General features: G+C 69.4%; 16 protein-coding genes and 3 tRNA genes. 9 read left to right on the top strand and 10 right to left on the bottom strand.

The features are described from left to right. The first annotated feature begins 42 nt into the window (after positions 1 to 42). Positions 43 to 1,089, top strand: a complete 1,047-nt coding sequence (locus tag ACFYPR_RS08710) for a DUF4236 domain-containing protein (RefSeq protein WP_387259179.1) — start codon at positions 43 to 45, stop codon at positions 1,087 to 1,089. A gap of 240 nt (positions 1,090 to 1,329) precedes the next feature. Here ACFYPR_RS08710 and ACFYPR_RS08705 read toward each other — a convergent pair. The 4 genes from ACFYPR_RS08705 to ACFYPR_RS08690 all read right to left on the bottom strand — a co-directional run bounded on the left by ACFYPR_RS08705 (position 1,330) and on the right by ACFYPR_RS08690 (position 7,961). After that, a tRNA-Lys gene (locus tag ACFYPR_RS08705) sits at positions 1,330 to 1,405 on the bottom strand. Between the two features lie 75 nt (positions 1,406 to 1,480). Then, positions 1,481 to 1,777 (bottom strand): DUF6582 domain-containing protein, encoded by a 297-nt coding sequence (locus tag ACFYPR_RS08700; RefSeq protein WP_354855180.1) that lies wholly within the window; start codon positions 1,775 to 1,777, stop codon positions 1,481 to 1,483. Positions 1,778 to 1,889: 112 nt separating this feature from the next. Next, the gene (locus ACFYPR_RS08695) at positions 1,890 to 4,589 is read right to left on the bottom strand and encodes an RICIN domain-containing protein (protein WP_387259177.1); all 2,700 of its coding nucleotides are present in this window, start codon (positions 4,587 to 4,589) and stop codon (positions 1,890 to 1,892) included. Positions 4,590 to 4,976: 387 nt separating this feature from the next. Further along, positions 4,977 to 7,961 (bottom strand): glycoside hydrolase family 3 C-terminal domain-containing protein, encoded by a 2,985-nt coding sequence (locus tag ACFYPR_RS08690; RefSeq protein WP_387259175.1) that lies wholly within the window; start codon positions 7,959 to 7,961, stop codon positions 4,977 to 4,979. A 306-nt stretch (positions 7,962 to 8,267) separates the two neighbouring features. Here ACFYPR_RS08690 and ACFYPR_RS08685 point away from each other — a divergent pair, with 306 nt between their 5' ends. The 4 genes from ACFYPR_RS08685 (at position 8,268) to ACFYPR_RS08670 (ending at position 11,113) form a co-directional block, all read left to right on the top strand. Then, the gene (locus tag ACFYPR_RS08685; RefSeq protein ID WP_387259172.1) at positions 8,268 to 9,941 is read left to right on the top strand and encodes a Na+/H+ antiporter; all 1,674 of its coding nucleotides are present in this window, start codon (positions 8,268 to 8,270) and stop codon (positions 9,939 to 9,941) included. 198 nt (positions 9,942 to 10,139) lie between these two features. Continuing rightward, positions 10,140 to 10,313, top strand: coding sequence for a hypothetical protein (locus tag ACFYPR_RS08680; protein WP_387259170.1), 174 nt, complete (start codon positions 10,140 to 10,142; stop codon positions 10,311 to 10,313). Continuing rightward, a complete protein-coding gene (locus tag ACFYPR_RS08675) occupies positions 10,314 to 10,691 on the top strand; it encodes a hypothetical protein (protein ID WP_387259167.1) in 378 nt (125 codons plus the stop codon). It begins immediately after the preceding gene. Continuing rightward, positions 10,667 to 11,113, top strand: coding sequence for a DUF418 domain-containing protein (locus tag ACFYPR_RS08670; RefSeq protein WP_387259164.1), 447 nt, complete (start codon positions 10,667 to 10,669; stop codon positions 11,111 to 11,113). Before ACFYPR_RS08675 ends, ACFYPR_RS08670 begins: the two co-directional genes overlap by 25 nt. Positions 11,114 to 11,318: 205 nt before the next feature. Here ACFYPR_RS08670 and ACFYPR_RS08665 read toward each other — a convergent pair whose 3' ends face one another. After that, complete coding sequence (locus ACFYPR_RS08665) at positions 11,319 to 12,008, bottom strand: ElyC/SanA/YdcF family protein (protein ID WP_363938978.1); 690 nt, start codon at positions 12,006 to 12,008, stop codon at positions 11,319 to 11,321. Between the two features lie 152 nt (positions 12,009 to 12,160). Between ACFYPR_RS08665 and ACFYPR_RS08660 the strand changes: the two genes are divergently transcribed. After that, positions 12,161 to 14,314 carry a HelD family protein gene (locus ACFYPR_RS08660; protein ID WP_387259162.1) on the top strand — a complete coding sequence of 718 codons (2,154 nt, stop codon included), beginning with the start codon at positions 12,161 to 12,163 and terminating at the stop codon, positions 14,312 to 14,314. Here the strand turns inward: ACFYPR_RS08660 and ACFYPR_RS08655 are convergent. The 3 genes from ACFYPR_RS08655 to ACFYPR_RS08645 all read right to left on the bottom strand — a co-directional run bounded on the left by ACFYPR_RS08655 (position 14,286) and on the right by ACFYPR_RS08645 (position 15,859). Then, entirely contained in the window at positions 14,286 to 14,693 is a 408-nt protein-coding gene (locus ACFYPR_RS08655; protein WP_355066943.1) for a hypothetical protein, read from the bottom strand. The two genes, ACFYPR_RS08660 and ACFYPR_RS08655, sit on opposite strands and share 29 nt — an antisense overlap. A 14-nt stretch (positions 14,694 to 14,707) precedes the next feature. Then, positions 14,708 to 15,610 carry a ParA family protein gene (locus ACFYPR_RS08650; RefSeq protein ID WP_354855172.1) on the bottom strand — a complete coding sequence of 301 codons (903 nt, stop codon included), beginning with the start codon at positions 15,608 to 15,610 and terminating at the stop codon, positions 14,708 to 14,710. 173 nt (positions 15,611 to 15,783) lie between these two features. After that, positions 15,784 to 15,859: transfer RNA gene (locus tag ACFYPR_RS08645), tRNA-Lys, on the bottom strand. A gap of 187 nt (positions 15,860 to 16,046) precedes the next feature. Between ACFYPR_RS08645 and ACFYPR_RS08640 the strand changes: the two genes are divergently transcribed. Together ACFYPR_RS08640 and ACFYPR_RS08635 are read left to right on the top strand one after the other, a co-directional pair. Next, a complete protein-coding gene (locus ACFYPR_RS08640; protein ID WP_355066942.1) occupies positions 16,047 to 17,318 on the top strand; it encodes an Ig-like domain-containing protein in 1,272 nt (423 codons plus the stop codon). 251 nt (positions 17,319 to 17,569) lie between these two features. Then, positions 17,570 to 18,859 carry an Ig-like domain-containing protein gene (locus tag ACFYPR_RS08635; RefSeq protein ID WP_354855170.1) on the top strand — a complete coding sequence of 430 codons (1,290 nt, stop codon included), beginning with the start codon at positions 17,570 to 17,572 and terminating at the stop codon, positions 18,857 to 18,859. A gap of 203 nt (positions 18,860 to 19,062) precedes the next feature. Here ACFYPR_RS08635 and ACFYPR_RS08630 read toward each other — a convergent pair. Further along, positions 19,063 to 19,138, bottom strand: a tRNA-His gene (locus tag ACFYPR_RS08630). Between the two features lie 153 nt (positions 19,139 to 19,291). Beyond that, positions 19,292 to 19,882 carry an oligoribonuclease gene (gene orn, locus ACFYPR_RS08625; RefSeq protein WP_354855169.1) on the bottom strand — a complete coding sequence of 197 codons (591 nt, stop codon included), beginning with the start codon at positions 19,880 to 19,882 and terminating at the stop codon, positions 19,292 to 19,294. Between the two features lie 73 nt (positions 19,883 to 19,955). On the opposite strand from orn, the gene ACFYPR_RS08620 reads away from it, so the two are divergent. Continuing rightward, positions 19,956 to 21,233 (top strand): glycosyltransferase 87 family protein, encoded by a 1,278-nt coding sequence (locus tag ACFYPR_RS08620; protein ID WP_354855168.1) that lies wholly within the window; start codon positions 19,956 to 19,958, stop codon positions 21,231 to 21,233. Positions 21,234 to 21,336 lie beyond the last annotated feature (103 nt).

Raw genomic sequence — 21,336 nt, 5'->3', positions numbered from 1 at the left:
ACCTAGCGTTGCCCACACTCCAGTGACGACGCGAGGTTACTCATGGGCTTCTACCTACGGACCACTCTCAAGGCGGGTCCGTTTCGGTTCAACCTGTCACCATCGGGCGTCGGTGTCTCCGCCGGCGTCCCCGGCTTTCGGGTCGGCACCGGACCTCGCGGCAACTACATCCGCGTCGCAGGTCTCGGTACGACCTACTTCGGCAGCCCGGCACCTATCCCGACCTCGCCTGGCCCACAACCGTCGAGGCCACCCGTAGCTCGAACTGACGAAATTGTTATGCAGGAGTTGTCTGGTACTCCGGTGCAACATCTAGTCGCAGCACATCCCGCCGATTTGATCAATCAGATCCAGACTGCTGCCCAACGGCGATTACTGTGGCCGTGGATCGCCGCCGCCGTCGCGATGTTGGCGTTGATCTCCGCGCCGTACGGCCTCGCACTGCTCGTGCCTGGCCTGCCCGCCGTGTGGTGGTTTAGGCAACGAGATATCGCGCGCCGGTCAGTCGTCGTCTTCTACCAGGTTGACGACGCACCCGCAGTAAAGTACGAACGCTTCGCCGCGAGCAACGGTTTTGTGAGCCGCATCCAGCGTGTTTGGCATGTCGAAGCCGAGGGCGCCCTGAGTACTCCGTACCAGCGGAAAGTTAATGCCGGGGCCGGAGCGCTGATACGCCGTAGCACGGGTTCTCTGGACTTGGCCGGCCCGCCCGTGCTCGTGACGAACATCGCCGTCCCGAGCCTGCACGGTAAAGAACACTCTATCTACTTTCTTCCGGACCGGCTGATCGTCCGCCACGGCAGACGGTACGCCGACCTCCCCTATGCCGCAGTAAATGCCCATGCGCAGCCACAGCGCTTCATCGAGTCGGAAGCTCCACCGGCCGATGCTCAATGCGTCGGGACAACCTGGCAGTACACCAACAAGTCGGGCGGTCCGGATCGCCGCTTCAAGAACAATAGACAACTACCGATCATGCTGTACGGACGACTCACCCTCACCAGTTCGGACGGGCTGCTGACGGTCTGGGACTTCTCTCAGCCTGACGTCGCGGCATCATTGGCCGAAGCGCTCAACCGAATGCGGTAATCGCTGGTGCCGAAGCGGTCGATGACTCGGCCAGTGATGTTCCAGATCCCGCGAAGCACGGTCAAGGCAGCGAACACCATCATCAGGTGCGCCTCCGTCCCCTGGTACTCGAACTGAGCGTGTGAACAAGCGGCATGAGCTGGCCAGTGCCACGCGGGGGATGGTCGGGTTCCTCGGGCGACCGTCAGGCGTCGGTTCCGCGCGCCAGAGCCTGTCGGTCGGGTACGAGGAAGTGTTTGTTGGTGCGCCGCCAGGGACTCGAACCCCGAACCCGCGGATTAAGAGTCCGCTGCTCTGCCAGTTGAGCTAGCGGCGCTCGCTGACAACGACGAGCACGCTAACACGCCTTCAATCCGGCCCTCGGACCCGCCCGGGGCCGGACGTGGCGCGCTCAATGTGCGGGGTTCGGCGTGTGCGGCAGTTTGCCGAGTTGGCGCCAGTCCGTCTCCGCGACGTCGACGCCGTAGTGCTTCGCAGCGGCGAGGATGTTCTGGAACGCCAGGTCGCGCTCCTTGTCGGTGACGCCCTGCACCTGATCGAAGCGAGCGATGGCATTACGGACGTGGCTCGCGTCGGTCATCGGCTCCTTGCGCTTGTCGGGGAACGCGAAAACGCTCTCCGGCAACTCCCGCTTGTCCTTCTCCGACAGGCCGCCGTGCTTCTCGTAAGGCTTCCAGGTTGTCGTCATCACCCACCATTACCCACTTGTTGTCCGGTAGCACATGCTGCCTCGAGGAGGCGGGGACGCGGACGGCCCGGGGCCGGGCCGTCATCGGCCCGGCCCCGGTGTGGTCGGTCGGTCAGCTCCGCAGGCTCCACTGCTGGTTCGGGCCGCCGTTGCACGACCAGAGGATGATCTTCGTGCCGTTGGCGCTGGCGGCGCCGTTGGCATCCAGGCAGAGCCCGGACTGGCCGTTCGTGATGGTGCCGTTGGCGTTGACGTTCCACTGCTGGTTGAGCCCGCCGTGGCAGTCCCAGATGATGACCTGGGTGCCGTTGGCCGTACCGGCCCCGGAGGCGTCCAGGCACTTGTTGCCGTACACCATCAGTTGCTTGCTGGCGGTGGAGGTCCACCGCTGGTTCGTGCCCCCGCCGCAGTCCCACAGCTGCACCTGGGTGCCGTTGGTGGTGGAGGAGTTGGGGACCTCGACGCAGCGACCGGACTGGCCGCCCACGAGCTGCCCGCCCTGCTGGCTGCCGCCGCCGCTCTGCTGCCGAACGATCGAGGTCGATTCGGCCGATCGGTTGCCCTGTGCGTCGACGACGTAGAGCCGGTACTCGCCCTGACTCGTCGGCACGGCGATGGACGTGGCGGTGCCGGAAGCCCTGGTCATCGTCGGCCCGGCGGTGAAGGTGGTCGTGCCGTACGGAGCCAGCCAGACCGACTTGGTGGCGTCGCCGGTGCTGCGGATCGGGATCGACGCCGTGGCACTGGTGACGAACGTGCTGGCCGGCAGCACGTAGTTCGGTGCGGAGAAACTGCTCGCCGGGATGATGTCCCGGTAGGCGTCCTCCAGGCCGGAGTTGGCCGCGATGCCGTACGCCGCCGCCGGCCAGACGTAGTCGGAGGACACGATGATGTCGCCGATCGTGCTGTTCGGCAGGTTCTTGTTCGAGACCTTGTTGATCGGGCCGTAGATCTGCGTGATGGACAGATCGTGCTTCCGCCCGAAGTCGTCCGAGTTGATCATCCAGGTGACGTTCTTGTCGATACTCAGAACGTTGTCCCGGAAGGTGATGTACGCCGACCCCTCGTCCGGGTGCAGTCCGTACTTGTGGCCCGAGGGCACGCCCTGGAGGTAGTTGTTGGTGATCGTGGTCCCGGGCTGGCTGCCCAGCGTGTAGATCGGCGCCGTGTCGCTGAGGCGCTGGACCGTGTCGATGATGTGGTTGTAGCTGATGGTGTTGTTCCGCGCCGTCGTGGTCGGCCGGTTGGGCACGATCGAGCCCGATGACCCGTCGAAGTTCCACCAGCCCCAGCCCATCGTGATGCCCGACCAGGGGGCCTTCTCGATCCGGTTGCGCGAGATGGTGAGGGTGTCGGCGAAGTACGCCGAGATGGGGCTGTGCCCGTTGAACAGGACGGCGCTGTCGTAGATGTAGTTGTTCTTGATGTCGATGTTCTTCGGCAGCCCCTCGATTTGCGGGGAGTATTTCTCCCGGTTGGTCGACGTGCCGTCTCCGATGTAGACGTGCTGGGGATGGCCGACGTTGACGGCCGACCCCGCGATGTCGTTGGTGTAGTTCCCGATCAACTGCGTGCCCTGCACGTCGTTGACCATGCTGATGCCGTCGGCGCCGGTGTGTTGGATCCGGTTGCGTTGCAGGAGGATGCCGTCGGCGTTCTGCACCTGGACGATGCCGGGAGTGACGTCGACGTTGCGGTAGTAGTAGACGTGGAAGTTGCCCTTGGCGTACACCTGGGCGCCGAGGTTGCCCTGCTGCGCCTGCTTGAAGGACGATCCGGCGACGTTGAACAGGTTCCAGTCGGAGTGCTGCACCGTCAGGCCGGAGAAAGTGATGTTGCGCGCGTGGCTGCTCGTCGAGGTGCCGGCGACCCGCAGCAGGGTGGTGACGTTGTTCGGCGCGTAGACCGCGGCGGTCGACATGTTCTCGGCGCTGGCCTTGTAGTAGTAGACCGTCTTGGCGCCCTTGTCGAAGTAGAACTCACCGGGCGTGTCCAGGAACTCGTACGCGTTCATGACCTTGTGGCTGCCACCCACCTGGGCGTTGCCGTTGAACGCGCCCTGCGCGATGGCCGCGCCCGGCTGCTGGAACAGGGCCACCCGGCTCGCGCCGTCGGAACTCGTGGTCACCTGGCGGACTCCCACGATGGCCGTGGTCCAGGTCGTTCCCGTCTCGATCTCCAGGTCGTCCTGGTTGCGGGCGATGGCCGGGAAGTCGTTCAGGTTGTACTTGGCGCCGTCGCACTGCGAGCCCGACTCCCACGCCCAGGCGGCCTGGCCGGCCGTGATGGTGTAGGTGCCGTAGCACCCGCCCGAGCTGATCGTCTTCGACGCCATGTACGCCCGCTTGTCGTTGACGTAGAGCGCCCGCAGCTTGGTGCTGCGGTCCAGCGGCGCCTTCCAGATGTTGCCGCTGTGCTGGGTCCAGCCGGTCACCTGGACGCCACCGTCCAGGACCGGGGTCTCGCCGGGATAGGCGGCGTAACTGATCCGGTACCCGTTGGTGCCGGAGTCGCTGGCGCCGAACTCGACGGTGCTGGTGACCGGATACCTGCCGCCGCGCAGGTACACGTTGATGTCGCCGGTCATGTTCGCGTTCACAGTGCGAACGGCGTCCCGTGCGCGTTGCACCGTCTTGAACGGAGACGCCAGCGTGCCGGCGTTGGAGTCGTTACCGTCCGGGGCGACGTAGTAGGTCTCCTGAACCGCGGCCGAGGCGGGCGATTGACTGATCACCACGGCCGGCAGCGTGGCGGCGACGAGCGCCGCCGCGAGCAGTGCCGTGCGGGTGGTGGTGGTTACGGCTGATCTCACGTGCTGTCCTTTCTCACTTGTCGTCGATGTGGTGCGTGATACGTGCATCGAGCGACAAGCAGGGAACAGCGACGCCACCAAGGATCGGCGGGGGGCGGGTGGTGCAGCCCGACCGCACTCTTTTGCCAATCGCTACGAAGTCTCTCGCGGAGCGTATGTCAGACGTGTGACGAATGCAATACAAGATTGGGTCTCATCTATGTTTAAATGCCTGTGAAAGTTGCAAAAGACGCGGGTAAGACGAGGTGCGGTCGGGCATCATCCGATGAATCGGGCCGGGGTGCACCAGCACCCCGGCCCGAGCCGATCGGTGGCTGCTCAGCAGCGCGCCGCTCGGCGTGTCGTGTCGCCCAGCCGCCAACGATCACGAAGCACCGGGCGCATTCGTCACCGCAGCGAGAAGTCCACCACCCGCAGTGGAGAGTCGAACACCAGGTAGACGTCGTGGGTGCCGGCGGTCCGGGCCACCTCGGCGCTGACGTTCACGTACCGGTAGTCGTCGCCGGTGCTGGGCACGGTGGCCGTACCGAGCAGCCGGCCGGTGGGCGAGCCCAGCCGGACCTGGATCGTGCCGGCGCCCGCCGCCGCCCTGGCGACCTTCGCCGTGAACGTGTGGGCGCCGGGGCGCAGCACGGAACCGGCGAAGGAGATCCATTGACCGGCGGCGGTGGCGCCGACGGCCGTACCCTGTGCCTTCGTCTCGTCGACGAGCCGGACCCCCGCGTACCGGTCGAAGTTCTCGGCCCGGGTGGTCCGGGAGAGGTCCCGGGCCGGGATCGTCTCGCCGCGCACCGCGACCGCCGTCCGGGCCCGGATGTCCTCCGCGTTCGCGCCGACCAGCAGGTCGTACGTGGACGACTCGACCGCCCACCGGCTGCGGGTGACGTCCCAGTTCGCCAGGTCGGCGACGGGCAGCCGGAGCGTCACGGCCCGGGTCTGCCCCGGTGCGAGCTGCACCCGCTGGAACGCCTTGAGCGCCCGGATCGGGGTCTTCACCCGGGAGGTGCGCTGGTGGGTGTAGAGCTGGACGACCTCGGACCCGGCTCGGCTGCCGGTGTTGGTCACGTCGACGCGGACAGTGATGGTGCCGTCGGCCGCGACCGAGCGGGCGTCGGTGCGGGGCTGGCCGTACCGGAACCGGGTGTACGACAGCCCGTAACCGAACGGGTAGAGCGGCTTCGCGGTGCTGTAGAGGTAGGTCTGCCCGGACGAGATGATGTCGTAGTCCAGCAGGTCCGGCGGTAGTTGCCGATCCGAGCGGTACCAGGTCTGGGTGAGCTTTCCGGACGGATTGCGGTCGCCGAACAAAACGTCGGCGACGGCATGGCCTGTCTCCGCGCCCGCGTGGGTGGTCCAGACGATCGCCGGCACGTGCTCCTGCTCCCACCCGATCGTGACCGGGTAGCTGGTCTGCAGCACCAGCACGGTGTGCGGGTTGGCCTTGGTCACGGCCTTGACCAGCGCTTCCTGACCGGCGCTCAACGCCATCGAGGTACGGTCGTGCGCCTCGCGCCCGTTGATGAACGGGTTGCTGCCGACGACCAGGACGGCGGTGTCGGCCGCCTTGGCCGCCGCGACGGCACGGTCGACCCCGCTACTGATCACCTCACGCTGGAAGTGGGTTGCGTCCGCCGCGGTGGACGCGCCGAGCTTGAGCGCGCCGTCGTCGCCGACCGTGACGTAGGTGTTGACGCCGAACCAGCTCTCCGTCGTTTCGTAGCCGGCGTAGCGCAACGCGACCGTCCCGTCGGCCTGCGGTTCCAGCGTGAACTGCTGCTGGACGAACCAGCCGTTTGGCTGCTCGTCGCGGGTGATGAAGGGCCCCCAGTTGTAGCCGAGGTAGCGGCCGTTGGCGGCGTTGCGCAGCGTCACCACACCCTGGCCCCAGTCCACCGCGTCGAACTGGGCGGCGAGCGAGGCGGTGGCACCGGTCGCGGCGACCGGGTCGGCGTCGGTGGTGCCGGTGGCCGTGACGTACCGGCCGGTCGCCGGGTCCTTCAGGGCGATCCGGTCCGCGCCGTCGAGCCCGCTGACGCTGGCGGAGCCGCCCAGCCGCTCGCGGATGCCGTCGAGCGCGGTCACCTCGTACGGCAGGTCGCCGCCGTACCAGTCGGAGTAGAGGGTGTCGGCCAGCGGACCGAGCACGGCCACCGTGCGGGTCCGGGACGGGTCCAGCGGAAGAGCCTGTCGGGAGTTCTTCAGCAGCACCATCGCCTCGCCGGCGGCCTGACGCGCCAGCCGCTGGTGCTCGGGGCTGTTGATGACGTCCGGGGTGATACCGCCGTAGCGACCGCCTCCCGGGTCGAACTCACCGAGGCGGAACCGGACGTTCAGGGTCTCGGAGATCCGGGCGTCGATGTCCGCCTCGGTGAGCAGGCCGCTGGCGAGGGCCTGCTTGATGGCGGTGACGGTCGGCTGGGCGTTGGTGTCGTCGGTGATGAAGCTGTTGAGGCCGGCCTTGACGATCGCGGCGTTCCCCTCGGCCTGGTTGGGGTAGTACCCCTGCGAGGCGACGAGGTTGTTCGGTGCCCACGCGTCCGTGACGTTCATCAGGGGCTTGTCGGTCCAGCTCCGTACCACCGTCGCCAGGTCCGGGTCCACGGTCGCGGGACGGCCGTTGACCAGGTTGTACGAGGCCATCACGCCGGTCGCCGCGTCGGCGGCGATGGCCGGTTTGAAGGCGGCCCGGTCGTACTCGTTGAGCACCCGTGGAGGCACGTTCGACGAGGTGACATCGCGCCGGACCTCGTTGTTGTAGGCCAGGTAGTGCTTGAGGGTCGGCGCGCTCTTCAGGTGGTCCGGGTCCCCGCCGGACATCCCCGAGCCGTACGCGGTGGAGATCTTCGCGGTGAGCAGCGGATCCTCGGAGTAGCCCTCCTCGTTGCGGCCCCACCGAGGATCGCGGAGCAGGTTGACCACCGGCGCCCAGAGGTTGAGACCCCAGACCCGGGGGTTCTGCGCGTGGTAGCCGCGCGCCTCGTCACCCACGGCCGAGCCGACCCGCTGGATCAGGTCGGTGTCCCAGGTGCTCGCCATGCCCAGCGGCTGCGGGAAGGACGTGCCGCGAGCCTTCACGACCGCGCCGTTGTTGTCGATGTCGGTCGACCAGGCGACCCCGTGCAGCGCCTCGGTACCGGTCTTGAACAGGCCGATGCCCAACCGGGGGACGGCCGGTTGGTACTGGTGCAGCCAGGAGATCTTCTCGTCCAGGGTGAGCCGGCCGAGCAGGTCGTCGACCCGGACCTGGACGGGCAGGTGAGGGTTACGGAACGGGTAGGTGGGATCGGCGTGTGCCGTGCCGGGGACGGCCGGTAGGACGAGCAGTGCGAGCGCGAGCGCGGTGATTCCGCGCCGAAGGCGCCTGTTCCGCATGCGGTTCTCCTCATGTCGTACGACAGGCGCCAGGGGGCGCCGAGACCGGCGTGGCCAGGCTCGACACCCGGCTGACGGGCCTGAACGACGAATCGTCGAAGCGCTTCGACGATCCGGCCGCGTTGACCACGGCCATGAATGTGGTGATCGCCAGACTATAGACGTACACCTATGGGCGAGCAATACCGGCCAGCGGACCCGGCCGGGTCACCCCCACCGCCGACCGGGGCTGGGTTGATCTAGCGGGTAGGCTCGTTACCGCTGGTGCGGCCCGCGCCGCGCGCCGATCCAGGGGGACGTCACCAGGTGAGCGCCCATTCGATGGTGTTGTTCGTGCTCGCTGCCGTCGCGGTCATCGTCGCCGTGCGGTGGGTGGCGTCGCGCACCGGCCTGCCGGCGGCGGCGCTGCTGCCGCTCATCGGCATCGCGTACGCGCTGCTCCCCGGCCCCAACGTCAGCCTCGACCCCGAGCTGGTGCTCATGGTCGTGCTGCCGCCGCTGCTCTACAGCGCCGCACTGGACTCCTCGCTGCTGGACATCCGGCGGAACCTGCGCATCGTGGTCAGCCTGTCCGTCGTCCTGGTGCTTCTCACCGGAGTACTCGTCGGCATCGGGTTCCACCTGTTCGTCGCCGGGGCGACGCTCGCCGCCGGAATCGCGGTCGGCGCCGCGATAGCTCCGCCCGACCCGGTGGCCGCCCTGGCGGTGGGCCGGCGCGTCAACCTGCCCCCGAAGATGGTCACGATCATCCAGGGCGAGGGGCTGCTGAACGACGCGACGGCGCTGACGATGCTCAGCGTGGCGGTGGCCGCCGCCGTCGGCGGGACGTTCTCGTTCCCCGCCGCCGTCGCGCAGTTCGTGCTGGCGGCAGTCGGTGGCGTCGCTGTGGGTGCGGCCGTCGCCTGGGCGAAACGGCTGGCCCGACCTCTCACCGCGGACCCGTTGCTGTCCAACGCGATCTCGCTGGCGACACCGTTCGTGGCCTACCTGCTGGGCGAGGCGCTGCACGTCTCCGGCGTGCTCGCCGTCGTGATCGCCGGGCTGATCGTCGGTCACCAGACGCCGCAGGTCGGGTCCGGGGCCGCCCGGCTGCAGACCAGCGCGGTGTGGCGGCTGGTCGACTTCCTCCTCGAAGGCTTCGTCTTCCTGCTGATCGGCCAGCAGCTTCCGGAGGTCGTCAAGGGACTGCGCCAGTACGACACGTCGACCATCGTCATCGCCGTCGCGGTGTCCGTGGGCGTGGTGCTGCTCCTGCGCCCCGCCTGGCTGGTGATGACGCAGTCGCTCCCCCGCTCCCTGCACACCCGCCTGGGTGGCATCTCCGAGCAGGACGACACCGACGAGCCGAGCACCGCACGGCAGATCGCCCGGGCCGACCGCAACGCCCGCCGCCTCACCTCCCGGGAGGTGGTGGCGCTGAGCTGGTCCGGTACGCGCGGCGTCATCAGCCTGGCTGCGATCTTCACACTGCCGCTGACCACCGACGACGGGTCACCCTTCCCCGACCGCGACCTCCTGCTGTTCTGCACCTTCGTGGTCGTGCTCGTCACGCTCGTCGGGCAGGGCCTGACCTTCGCACCGCTCGTGCGGATGCTCGGCCTGCGCGCCAACGAGACGGACCAGGCCCGCGTACGCAACGAGGCCCGTTCGGCGGCGGTGGAGGCCGCCCTGGCCCGCCTCGACGAGGTCGCCGCCGCCGAGCCGGACAGCACGGTGGCCGTCAACACCACCCGGACCCAGTTGCTGGCCCGCCTGGCGCGTTACCGCGGGCGACTCGACCTGCTTGAGCAGAGCGGGTCAGAAGAGCTACCCACCTCCCCGCAGTACGAGACGGCCCTGCGGGTCCGCCGCACGGCCCTCGACGCGCAGCGCGAGGAGTTGGTGCGCTGGCGGGACTCCGGTCGGCTGCCGGACGAGGAACTGCGGGTCCTGGAGCGGGAACTCGACCACGAGGAGTTGCTGCTCCCGAAGCGGCAGTAGCCATCCCGGCCGGCCGGTTCGCCGGCATTCGTTCCACCTTCCACCCCGGGGGTAGGGCCTGCCCCACCGGCGACCTTCCCGCTCACCGGCTGTCACCTGGACAGGCCGTTCCATAGCGTCACAGAGGAGCCATCGAAACGATTTCCTGTTCGCCACGGGGGTGGTCGCGCGAAGTTCTCCATCGAAGACCCGCCAGTCGTGAATGACGGGTCGCCCGGGACGTTCTCCCGGATCGCCGACGTCGACGCGCTGCGCGCCGTGGCGCTGCTCCTCATCCTGGTTGTCAACATCGCCTTCTTCGCCTCCGGCTACCCCTTCCATCTGGTCCCCGATCCCGCCCACGACTCGTGGGGCGACCAGGCGGCCCGGTAAGTGGTCGAGGCGCTCCTCGCGATGAAGGCGTACCTGCTCTTCTCCTTCCTGTTCGGCTACAGCTTCACGCTCCAGCTCGACTCCGCCGCTCGGCGGGGCGTCGACTTCGCTCCCCGGTTCCGGCGACGGCTGGCCGGGCTCTTCGTGCTCGGGATCCTGCACGCGGTGCTGTTGTTCCAGGGCGACATCCTGACCACGTACGCACTGCTCGGCCTGGTCCTGCTCGCCACGCGAAGAGTCGCCGTCGGGACCGCGCTGCGCGCCGCCGTCCTGCTGACCGGCGGAATCGGTTTCGTCCTCGCGCTCGCCGGCTCCTCACCGACGTCGTCGGGAACCGGCGGCTCCTGCGTCGGGTGCGGCAGCTGGGCTATCCGATAGGCCTGGCCGGTGCGGTGGTCTTCGCCTCGGGTGGGGGCACCGCCAACCTGACCGGACTGACGGTGGGCATACTCACCGCGCCGCTGCTCGCGGCCGCGTACGCCGCCACCCTCCTGGAGTTCTTTCAGACCGACCGGGGACGGCGGGTGGTCGCCGTCCTCGCGCCGGCCGGACGGATGTCCCTGTCGAACTACCGGGGCCAGTCGCTGCTCTGCGTACTGGTCTTCACCGGCGTCGGGTTGGGTCTCGCCGGTGCCGTCGCACCTCCGGTCGTCCTCCTCATCGCGGTCGCGATCTACGGCGTGCAGCTCGCCGCCAGCGCGGCGTGGATGGCCCGGTTCCGGTACGGACCGGTGGAGTGGCTGTTGTGGGCCTGGACCGAGCAGCGGTGGCCACGGCTGCGGGCCACGGACCCGGCCTGACGGGCCCGCCCTGGCCGTCCGGACAGGACGGTCGGGGCCGTCTGTCGGTCGTCTGCGCTGGCTGTGCGGCGTCGGCGAGAGGCTGGGACGACGAGGGGAAACGTGATGGCGAACAGCGTGCCGTGGTCGAGGCGGCTCGTGACGTCGATCGTGGCGCCGTGCGCCCCCCGTCACTGCCCCTCGCGCCGGGTGGCGCGCCGCCGGTTCAGCCTCGCAGGGCGTCGTCGACGCCTGTCTCGTGCCGGCCCAGGTACACCGGTTCACGCCGTGACAGCACGTCCCACGCCGCCTTGTCGGCGGCGCCGTACTCGCGCGCGACGCCCCGGCGCCACAGCGGCGCGTACCGCTTGGCCGTCTCGTCGCCCACGCCGTTGGCCTCGACGCCGAGGGCCCGGCAGAGCGTGACAGCCCGGTCCAGGTGAAAGGACTGGGTGACTACGGTGGCCTGGCGCACCCCGAAGATCTGCCTGGCCCGGGCGCAGGAGTCGTACGTGTCGAAGCCGGCGTGGTCGAGCACCACCTTCTGGTCGGGCACCCCCCGGTCGACCAGCCACTGCCGCATTGCGCCCGGCTCGTCGTACCCCCAGTTCATGTGGTCACCGGAGACCAGGATGGCATGGACCTTGCCGGCCGTGAGCAGTTGCCGCGCGATCTCCAGCCGGGCGGCCAGGAACGCCGACGGCTGCCCGCCGGGGTCGACCTGGGCGCCCAGCACCAGGGCCACCGGCGCCTCGGGAACGTCCTCGACGGTGAAGGTCCGGCCCTCCGCGCCAGAGCGGACCCACACCACGCTGCCCCCGGTGACCGCGCCGGCCAACACCGCCCCGAGCGCCGCCACCAGCAGGGCGCGGCGCAGCCAGCGTGCCCGGTGGGCGCCACGAATCGCACTGAGCACTCGACGAAGACTCGACACGGCCCCAGTATCGCGGCTCGGGCAAGGACGGTGGGTGTCCATCCACGGCCGACGCGGAGTCGGACCCGACCGGTACGGTAACCGGATCGAATCCCGTCGGTCCCACGGGCCGGCTCGGGTGTGGGGAGGGGTGCGTGACGTCCAGGGCTGCCGAGATCGCCGCCGAGCAGGCGTACTTCGATGCGGCGGCGGCGCACCGGAACCGACGTCGCGATGACCTGCGGCACCTGCCGTCCGCCGCGGCCCACTCCGGCGCCGCCGCGCACCTGCGCCGGTACGCCGACGCGGCGCAGCGGGCGTTGGGTGCGACGGACGAAGCGGTGGCGTTCGGCCGGGTGGACGCAGAGACGGGCGACACCTGGTACGTCGGGCGGCACCTGATCCGGGACGCCGAGGGCGAGGTGCTGGTGGTCAACTGGCAAGCGCCGGCCGCCGCAGGCTGGTTCGAGGCCACCCCGGAAAACCCAGCGGGGGTACGTCGCAAGCGCGCCTTCATCTGCGCCGGGAACACGATCGAGGAGGTCGCCGACACCATCCTCGCCGAGATCGCCGAGGCGGTGGACGCGCAACTGCTGGCCGATCTGGCCCGGGGGCGTACCGGCACCATGCGGGACATCGTGGCCACCATTCAGGCCGCCCAGTTCGCCCTGATCCGCGCCCCGCGCGACCAGGTGCTGGTGATCGAGGGTGGTCCCGGCACCGGCAAGAGCGCCGTGGCACTGCACCGGGTGTCCTGGCTGCTGTTCCAGCACAGGGACGACATGTCGGCGCAGGATGTGCTGGTGGTCGGGCCGCACCCGACCTTCGTCCGGTACATCGGCCAGGTGCTGCCGACGCTGGGCGACGACGGGGTGGAACTGCGCGACGTCGGCCGGCTCGGCCCGGATGTGCCGCGGGGCCGCACCGAGCCCGACGCGGTCGCCCGGATCAAGGGCGAGGCCCGGATGGCGGGTCTACTGGCCCGCGCGCTGGACGCCCGGATCGGCGCCCCGGACCCGGCCGAGCGGCTGCTGGTCGGCGGCCGTTTCGTCACCCTGCCCGGTGTCGAAGTGGCCGAGGCGCTCGCCGCGGCACGGGCGGCGACCCTGCCGTACGGGGGCCGCCGTGGGCTGCTGCGCGACCGGCTCACCGCCCTGGTCGCCGCCCGGACCGGGCTGGACCCGGCCCGTTCGGAGGCGGTCGGCAATCTCACCGACCGGCTCTGGCCACCGCAGACCCCGGCCGGCTTCCTGCGTGACCTGCTGGGCTCCACCGCGCGGCTGCGGGCGGCCGCCGGGGACGAGTTCACCCCGGCGGAGGTGGCTGCGCTGCACCGGCGTGGCGCGGACCGGTTGTCCCGGGAGACCTGGTCGGCAGCGGACCTGCCGCTGTTGGACGAGCTGGCGCACCTGATCGACGGGCCGGGCCGGCGGTACGCGCACGTGGTGATCGACGAGGCACAGGACCTGTCCCCAATGCAGTTGCGCGCGGTGGCCCGACGCAGCGCGACCGGGTCGCTGACGGTCGTCGGTGACCTCGCCCAGTCCACCGGCAACTGGGCGCGCGACTCGTGGGACGAGGTGCTCACCCACCTGCCGACCGTGCACCCGGCGAGGATCACCCCCCTGCGGTACGGCTACCGCGTACCCCGCCAGGCGTACGAGACGGCGGCGCCGCTGCTGCCGGTGGCCGCGCCGGGCGTGACACCGGTGGAAGTGGTCCGGGACGGGCCGGCGGACACCGGCGTGCACCGGGTGGGCCTGGCCGAGCTGGCCGGCCGGGCGGTCACGGTGGCGCGGGGGCACGCCGAAGCCGGCCGGTTCGTCGGCATCGTCTGCCCGCCCCGGCAGCGGCGACCGGTCGAGGCGGCGCTGGCCGCGAACGGGATGACCTGGAGCAGCGCCGACCGGGGCGAGTTGGGCGGCGCGGTCAACCTGATCAGCCCGCAGGAGGCCAAGGGCCTGGAGTTCGACGCGGTGGTGGTGGTCGAACCGGTGGAGATCGTGGCCAGTGACGAACGCGGCCACCGGCTGCTGTACGTGGCGCTGACTCGCACGACCGGGCACCTGGACATCGTCTGCACGGGCGACCCGGTGCCGCTGGACGCGCCAGTCCGGCCCCGGCCGTCGATGGACGACCCGGCGGACGCGACGTTCACCCGGCGGGAGGCGCACCGGCTTGCCGAACATCTCGCCGGTCAGCTCCGCGGCGCGGCGCCGCCGGCGTTCTGGGCCGACGTGCTGGCCGAGCTGCGGGCCAGCCTGCTGCCGGAGGACGCGGTCAGTTCCGGGCGGCCGACGGACGGCTGATGGCGGCCGAATCCAGCCGTCGGCCCACCGTCCACTGCAGGATGTCCTGCTCGATGTCGGCCTTCTTGGCCTTGCTGGGCACCGCGATGCCCAGCTCCCTGGCCAGCGCCCGCAGCTTCACCACGGTGAGCTTCAGGTCGGCGAGGTAGCGGGCGCCGGCCGCCCGGTCGCCGATCGCCGCGAGGTCGGTGCGGACCCGGTTGGTGTCCACGCCGGCCGAAGCCGCCGTCGTCGTCCGGGCGGCGGGCCGGGCCTTGTCGACGACGGCGAGTTTCGCCGCGCCGTCGGCCAGGGCGGCGAGCTGGTCGGCGGGCAGCGCGCGGACGAACTCCGCCACCCGCAGGAGTACGGCGTGGGCGAGGTCGGCGGGGTCGGACACCGGTGGCTCTCCTTCTAGGGGCGGGTGCGGGCCAGGAACTCGCTGGCCAGCTGCTGGAGCTCGTACTGCACCTTGTCGTTGGCGTTCGGCACCAGCACGGCGGGCAGGTGCCGTTCACCGGCCGTGCCGAACAGGGTCTTGTTCTCCCGGATGGTCTGCCGGAACACCGGGACCTCCAGGTTGTCGGTGAGCCGCATGTAGTTGCGGGACGCGGTGATCGGACCACCCGCGGCGTACTGGATCATAGTGAACACCACGCCCAGGTACTGCGGGTCGATGGTCGGGCCGGGGGCGGCCACCCGGTTGAAATCGCGGACCAGCTCGGAGACCTTGCTGCGCAGGTAGTCGATGCCGAGTGTGGACAGGTAGTCGGGCTTCGCCGGGGTCAGGATGTGTTCACTGGCCACGATGGCCGTCCGGGTGACCATGGTGAAGTTGGGCGCGCAGTCGATCAGGATGTCGTCGTACCCGGCGAACTCGTCGGTGGCGAGCGCGTCGGCGAGCGCCCGGTGCAGCGGCAGGAAATGCGGGCTGCCGTGCTGAAAGCGTGACCCGCCGAGAGCCGCGGCGAGGTCCAGATCTACGTCGACGAGCTGAAGGTGGGAGGCGATCAGGTCGAGCCGGCCGCCGTCGGGCAGCAGCGCGTTGACCGGCTCCGGGGTGAGCACGTACGGGTGCAGCGCGCCGGTGGGCTCGTCGGCAAGCACCGAGCCGAACCACTGCAGGATGGTCCTCTCGTACGCGAGGTCGGTCTCCCACTCGGCGGCCGGATAGAACGAGAAGGTGAGGCTGGCCTGCGGGTCCAAGTCGATCAGCAGCACCTTGCGGCCACGGGCGGCGAGCTCGGCGCCGAGGTTCATGGTGATCGTGGTCTTACCGACCCCGCCCTTGTAGTTGATGACGGACGTGATGCTCATGCCGGTCCCCGCATCGCGACATGATCTCAGGAACGGGTAGCTCCGGTCGAGGTGAGCACCGGCGTCTCCGAGCAGGACGACACCGACGGGCCCGGCAGGTCGCCCGCGCCGACCGCAACGTACGCGAAAAAGGCCCCGGCCTGGTGTGAACACCAGATCAGGGCCTTGCTCGTTGGTGCGCCGCCAGGGACTCGAACCCCGAACCCGCGGATTAAGAGTCCGCTGCTCTGCCAGTTGAGCTAGCGGCGCTCGTCGGCAACGGAGAGAACATTAGCACCCCGCCAACTCGGGCTCCAATCCGGTTACCCGACTCCCCCCTTCGGTCGAGCTTAAGGGACATACAGTCATAAACCGACCGCCAGCTCCGGGGCAGGGGCATGGGTCGGGGCACTGATGGGGCACGATGTCCGCCAGGTACGCGAGAACAGAGGTGGGGATGGCACGGTTCACGCGAGCCGGGGCGGTGGTGGGCGCTCTGACCCTGGCGGCGTCGCTGGCACTGACCGGGTGCGGCGACGAGCAGAAGAAGCCGGAATTCGTCGGCGGGACGTCGACAGATGCAAGTGCCGTACCCGAATCGGCTGCGCCGTCAGCCCCGGGTGCGTCGAACGCGCCCAGCGGGCCGGCACTGACGCTGAGCCCGGCCAACGGCACGAAGAACAAGCCCGTGAGCACGGAGATCAGCGCCAAGCTCCCGGACGGTGGCAAGGTCGCCTCAGTCACCCTGGCCGCGGCCGGCGGGGGTGCGGTGGAGGGCAAGCTGCGCACCGACGGCTCCGCCTGGGTGCCGTCCGCTCCCCTGAAGTACGGCACCAACTACACCGCCACGGTGACCGCTACCGGGCCCGACGGCACGACCAGCCAGGGCACCAGCACCTTCACCACGATGGCCAAGCCGAAGTCGACCATCGGGTCCGGCCTGTACCTCTTCGACGACAAGAGCTACGGGGTCGCCATGCCGGTGGTCACCGAGTTCCACCCGGGCATCCCGAAGAAGGACCGGGCCGCGGTCCAGAAGCGGATGTTCGTCAAGACCGACCCGCCGCAGCCGGGCGCCTGGCACTGGGTCGACAACGGCACCCAGGCCTACTACCGCGCACCGGAGTACTGGCAGCCGGGCACCACCATCACCGTGCGGATCGCGCTGGCCGGCGTGCCGCTGAGCAACGGCAAGTACGGCGACGTCGACCGCAAGGCCACCGCCAAGATCGGCCGGTCGTTCGTGATGAAGGTCGACAACGCCACGAAGAAGATGTCGGTGTACGAGAACGGTGCGCTGTCGCGCACCATCCCGGTGAGCCTGGGCAAGAAGAGCACCCCGTCGTCGAGCGGGACGATGGTCGTGATGGAGAAGAAGGAGTCCACGGTCTTCGACACCCGCGACGATCCGGACCCGGCCAACCGCTACGTCACCGAGATCGACTTCGCTCAGCGGCTCACCTGGGGTGGCGAGTACATCCACGCCGCGCCCTGGTCCGAGCATGTGCAGGGGCGGTCCAACGTCTCGCACGGCTGCGTGAACGTGTCGACGGCGAACGCCAAGTGGCTGTTCGACAAGACGCGGATCGGCGATCCGATCACGATCAAGGGCACCGAGCGCAAGATCGTCGCCGGCAACGGCTGGACGGCATGGAGCCTGAGCTGGTCGGAGTTCGTGAAGGGCAGCGCGCTGCCGGTGCCCAAGGGTGGGTCCGGCCCGGCGCTCTGAGGGTTCGGTTCCTTCGCGCCGGCCCTGCCGATGGCACGGGCCGGCGCGTACCCTTGCACTGCCCGCGCCGTGACGACGGCGGCGGCGACCCTCAGTCCCGGCACAAAGACGAGCCCGAATCACGAAACGCCGGATGGTACCAAGATTCCGGCATCCTGATCGGCGTGTTCCGGTTCACCCTCGGCAACCGAGGCCGGTTCTGGCGCGTCATTAGGAGACGATGGGTCAGGGACCACGACTGTGAGGACATCATGCGAGCTAGCCAGGACCAGCTGATCCGGCCCCGTGGGCGACGCCGCGTGCTCGCGGCGGGGCTGCTCGCCGTGGCGCTGGCCTTCACCTCCGCCTGCACCAACGGCGACGGCGGCAAGCCGTCCTCGTGGCAGGGCGGCGACGAGAGCCCGGCCCCAAAGGCGGCGGCGACCATCAGCGAGCCGGCGGCGGACGCCAAGGACGTGCCGGCGTCCACCGGCATCACCTTCACCACGAAGGACGCCGAGGAGACCACCGTCGACCTCAAGGACGCGTCCGGCAAGGCGGTCGAGGGCACCCTCGCCAAGGATGGCAAGACGTGGCTTCCGAACGGGGCGCTGGAGTACGCCACCAGCTACACCGCCACGGTCACCGCCACCGGCGACGACGGCCGGCCGGCCACCGCGACCAGCACCTTCACCACGATGGCCAAGCCCGACAAGCAGGTACGGGTGAGCAGCTTCCTCGGCGACAACCAGGTGGTCGGCGTCGGGATGCCGCTGATCGTGAAGTTCAGCCGTGCCGTTCCGGAGGACTACCGCGACGACGTGCAGCGCCGGATGACGGTGACCTCGACGCCGGCCCAGGAGGGCATCTGGCACTGGGTCAGCCCCACTGAGATCCGGTACCGGCCGAAGGAGTTCTGGAAGGCGAACAGCAAGGTCTCCTACCGCGTTCAGGCCGGCGGCCTGCCGATGGGTGACGGCTACTACGGCCGCTCGGACCTCTCCGTGGACGTCAAGATCGGCTCGTCGCTGATCATGACCGTGGACAACAAGACCAAGCGGATGACGGTGACCCGCGACGGCTCGGTGATCAAGACCATCCCGGTCAGCCTGGGCAAGAAGAGCACCCCCTCGTCCAGCGGGACGATGGTCGTGATCGAGAAACTGCGTAAGACCGTGTTCGACACGATGGAGGAGCTGGGCCCCGAGGAGGGATATCGCACCAAGATTGACTTCGCGCAGCGGCTCACCTGGGGTGGCGAGTTCATCCACGCGGCCCCTTGGTCCGAAGGGCAGCAGGGCAGCGTCAACGTCTCGCACGGCTGCGTGAACGTGTCGATGGCCAACGGCGACTGGCTGTTCAAGAACACCCAGATCGGCGACCCGATCACGGTCAAGGGCACCGAGCGCAAGCTCCAGAACGGCAACGGCTGGACCGACTGGAACATGAGCTGGGACGAGTACGTCAAGGGCAGCGCCCTGCCGTACGAGCCGCCGGCCGACCCGGACGCTTCGCCGACCCCGGACGGCGCCGTCACCCCGTCCGCCACGCCGACCGCCTGAGCTGCCAGAACGACGAAAGCCCCCTCCACGGAGGGGGCTTTCGCGTGCGACTCCCCGACCCAGCGGTTGATCCACTCCAGGTCGGCGAGGTTGGGGTGTCAGGACGGCCGAACACCCCCAGATCGGCGACCTGGAGTCGATCACCCAGTCGCGTGACAGAAAAACAACTCAGGCCCCCTCGTGGAGGGGGCCTGAGTTGGAACTGGGGTGACTGATGGGAATTGAACCCACGACAACCGGGACCACAACCCGGTGCTCTGCCAACTGAGCTACAGCCACCACGCCTCCGACGCCCGGTCGATCGCCCCGGGCGGGGTGCGGACCAATAATAGCCACACCACCGCTCACGGCGTCCAGCGGGTTCCCCGCCGACCGCGCCGAGCACCGACAGCAGGGGCCGGCGAGCGCCGCCCCCGCTGGGGGCAGGCGCCGTCAGAGGTCGGCGGCGATGGCCTTGGCGGTCTCGACGTCCGGGCCGGGCAGCGGGACGAAGATGGTGCGCCGGTAGTACTCCAGCTCCCGGATGCTCTCCCGGATGTCGGCGAGCGCCCGGTGCGCCAGGCCCTTCTGCGGCTGACCGAAGTACACCCGGGGGTACCAGCGGCGGCAGAGTTCCTTGATCGACGAGACGTCGATCATGCGGTAGTGCAGGTGCGCGTCGAGGCGGGGCATGTCCCGGGCGATGAAGCCACGGTCGGTGGCGATCGAGTTGCCGCACAGTGGCGCGGTGCGCGGGTCCTTGACGAAGGTGCTGATGTACTCCAGCACCCGGTCCTCGGCCTCGGCCAGGGTGACCGCCGAGCGGCGGACCTCCTCGGTGAGGCCGGACTTGGCGTGCATGGTCTGGACGATCTCCGGCATCGCCTCCAGCGCGGCCTCGTCGGCGTGGATCACCACGTCGACACCGTCACCCAGCACGTTGAGGTCAGGGTCGGTGACCAGTGCCGCGACCTCGATCAGCTTGTCACTGCCAAGGTCCAACCCGGTCATCTCACAGTCGATCCAGACGAGGAGATCAGCCACCGGGACAGCCTACGCGCAGCCCACGCCCCACGGCTGCGCGCTCTGGACCGGACGGACCGCTAGGGTTTCTCAAGTGCCAGCCGAACCCGTCGCACCACCCGCCGTCACCGACGACGATCCCGGTGGCCGTACGGTCCGTCGGCTCGTCGCGATCGTGGCGCTGATCGCCGTGCTGCCGGCGCTCTACCTGCCCGGTCTGGTGCACAACTTCTTCGACCTGAAGATCTACATGTCGGCGATGGACTGGTGGACGGCGGGCCACCCGCTCTACGACTACGTCCAGCCGGACCGGGTGCAGGGTGAGCTGTACTTCACGTATCCACCCTTCAGCGCGCTGCTGCTGTGGCCGTTCGGGCTGATCCGGCTCGGCGCCACCGTGGTGATCTTCACGGTGCTCACGGTGGTGGCCGTGGTGGTGACCACCCGGTGGCTGGTGACGCCGGTGATCGCCCGGCACCACCTGCCGCGAACGTTCACCCTGACCGTGGCCGTGCTGCTGGTGCTGGCGGTGGAGAGCACCCGAGAGACGATCACGTTCGGGCAGATCAACATGCTGCTGGTCGTGCTGATCCTGGCCGACCTGCTGTTCGCCGTACCGCAGGCGCGGCGCTGGGCCGGGGTCGGCGTGGGGCTGGCGACGGCGCTCAAACTCTTCCCGGGCATCTTCATCGTGTACCTGCTGGCCACCCGACGGTGGCGGGCCGCCGCGGTGGCGAGCGCGACGGCGGCGGCGGCGACCCTGCTCGCGGCGGCGGTCGCGCCCGGGGACTCGTGGCGGTTCTGGACGCAGGAGCTGTGGGACAACGACCGGGTGGGTCGCACCGACTACACCGGCAACCAGTCGCTCTTCGGGCTGCTCAGCCGGTTCACCGCGCCGGAGAAGCCGGACCGGCTGCTGTGGCTCCTGGTGGTCGTGGTGGTGGCCGGTTACGGCCTGTGGCGGGCGGTCCGCGCCGCGCGTGCCGGTGACGCGCTGACCGGCCTGACCCTGACCGGTCTGGTCGGCGCTCTGGTCAGCCCGATCACCTGGACCCACCACATCTACTGGTTCGTGCCGGCGGTGGTGCTGCTCGCCGATGCGGCGTTGAGCGCGAACCGGCCGGAGGAGTTCCGCCGACGGCGGTGGCTCGCCGGGCTCGCCGTGGGCACCGCCGCAGTGATCATCTACGGCGTGGTGTCGTTCCACGACTGGGGGGTGGCACCGGTCCGCACCGACGACCCGGTGGACTTCGTGCTGCGCAACGGCTACGTGCTGCTCAGCCTGCTGCTGCTGGTGGTCCTGCCGGTCCGGGTGGCCCGCCCGATCCGGACTGAGGAAAAGTCGCACCAAATGGACACAAGTCCCCAGTAGCCACCATCGGCGCTAATCTGGACTCACCTACCTCAAGCGTCGCTCGGGTAGCACCGATCCCCCGGTGAGAGTGGCCCTCCGCGTCGGCAGCGCGGAGGGCCAC

It is taken from the genome of Micromonospora sp. NPDC005254 (assembly GCF_042872525.1).
In the GTDB taxonomy this organism is placed as follows: domain Bacteria; phylum Actinomycetota; class Actinomycetes; order Mycobacteriales; family Micromonosporaceae; genus Micromonospora.
Note: the sequence above shows the minus strand (reverse complement) of the source record. Positions and strands in the feature narration are given on the sequence as shown.

Excerpts from the sequence above, each read along its gene's own strand:
- ACFYPR_RS08635 (WP_354855170.1), top strand. The coding sequence starts at position 17,570 with ATGCGAGCTAGCCAGGACCAGCTGATCCGGCCCCGTGGGCGACGCCGC.
- ACFYPR_RS08710 (WP_387259179.1), top strand. The coding sequence starts at position 43 with ATGGGCTTCTACCTACGGACCACTCTCAAGGCGGGTCCGTTTCGGTTC.
- ACFYPR_RS08640 (WP_355066942.1), top strand. The coding sequence starts at position 16,047 with ATGGCACGGTTCACGCGAGCCGGGGCGGTGGTGGGCGCTCTGACCCTG.
- ACFYPR_RS08700 (WP_354855180.1), bottom strand. The coding sequence starts at position 1,777 with ATGACGACAACCTGGAAGCCTTACGAGAAGCACGGCGGCCTGTCGGAG.
- ACFYPR_RS08690 (WP_387259175.1), bottom strand. The coding sequence starts at position 7,961 with ATGCGGAACAGGCGCCTTCGGCGCGGAATCACCGCGCTCGCGCTCGCA.
- ACFYPR_RS08650 (WP_354855172.1), bottom strand. The coding sequence starts at position 15,610 with ATGAGCATCACGTCCGTCATCAACTACAAGGGCGGGGTCGGTAAGACC.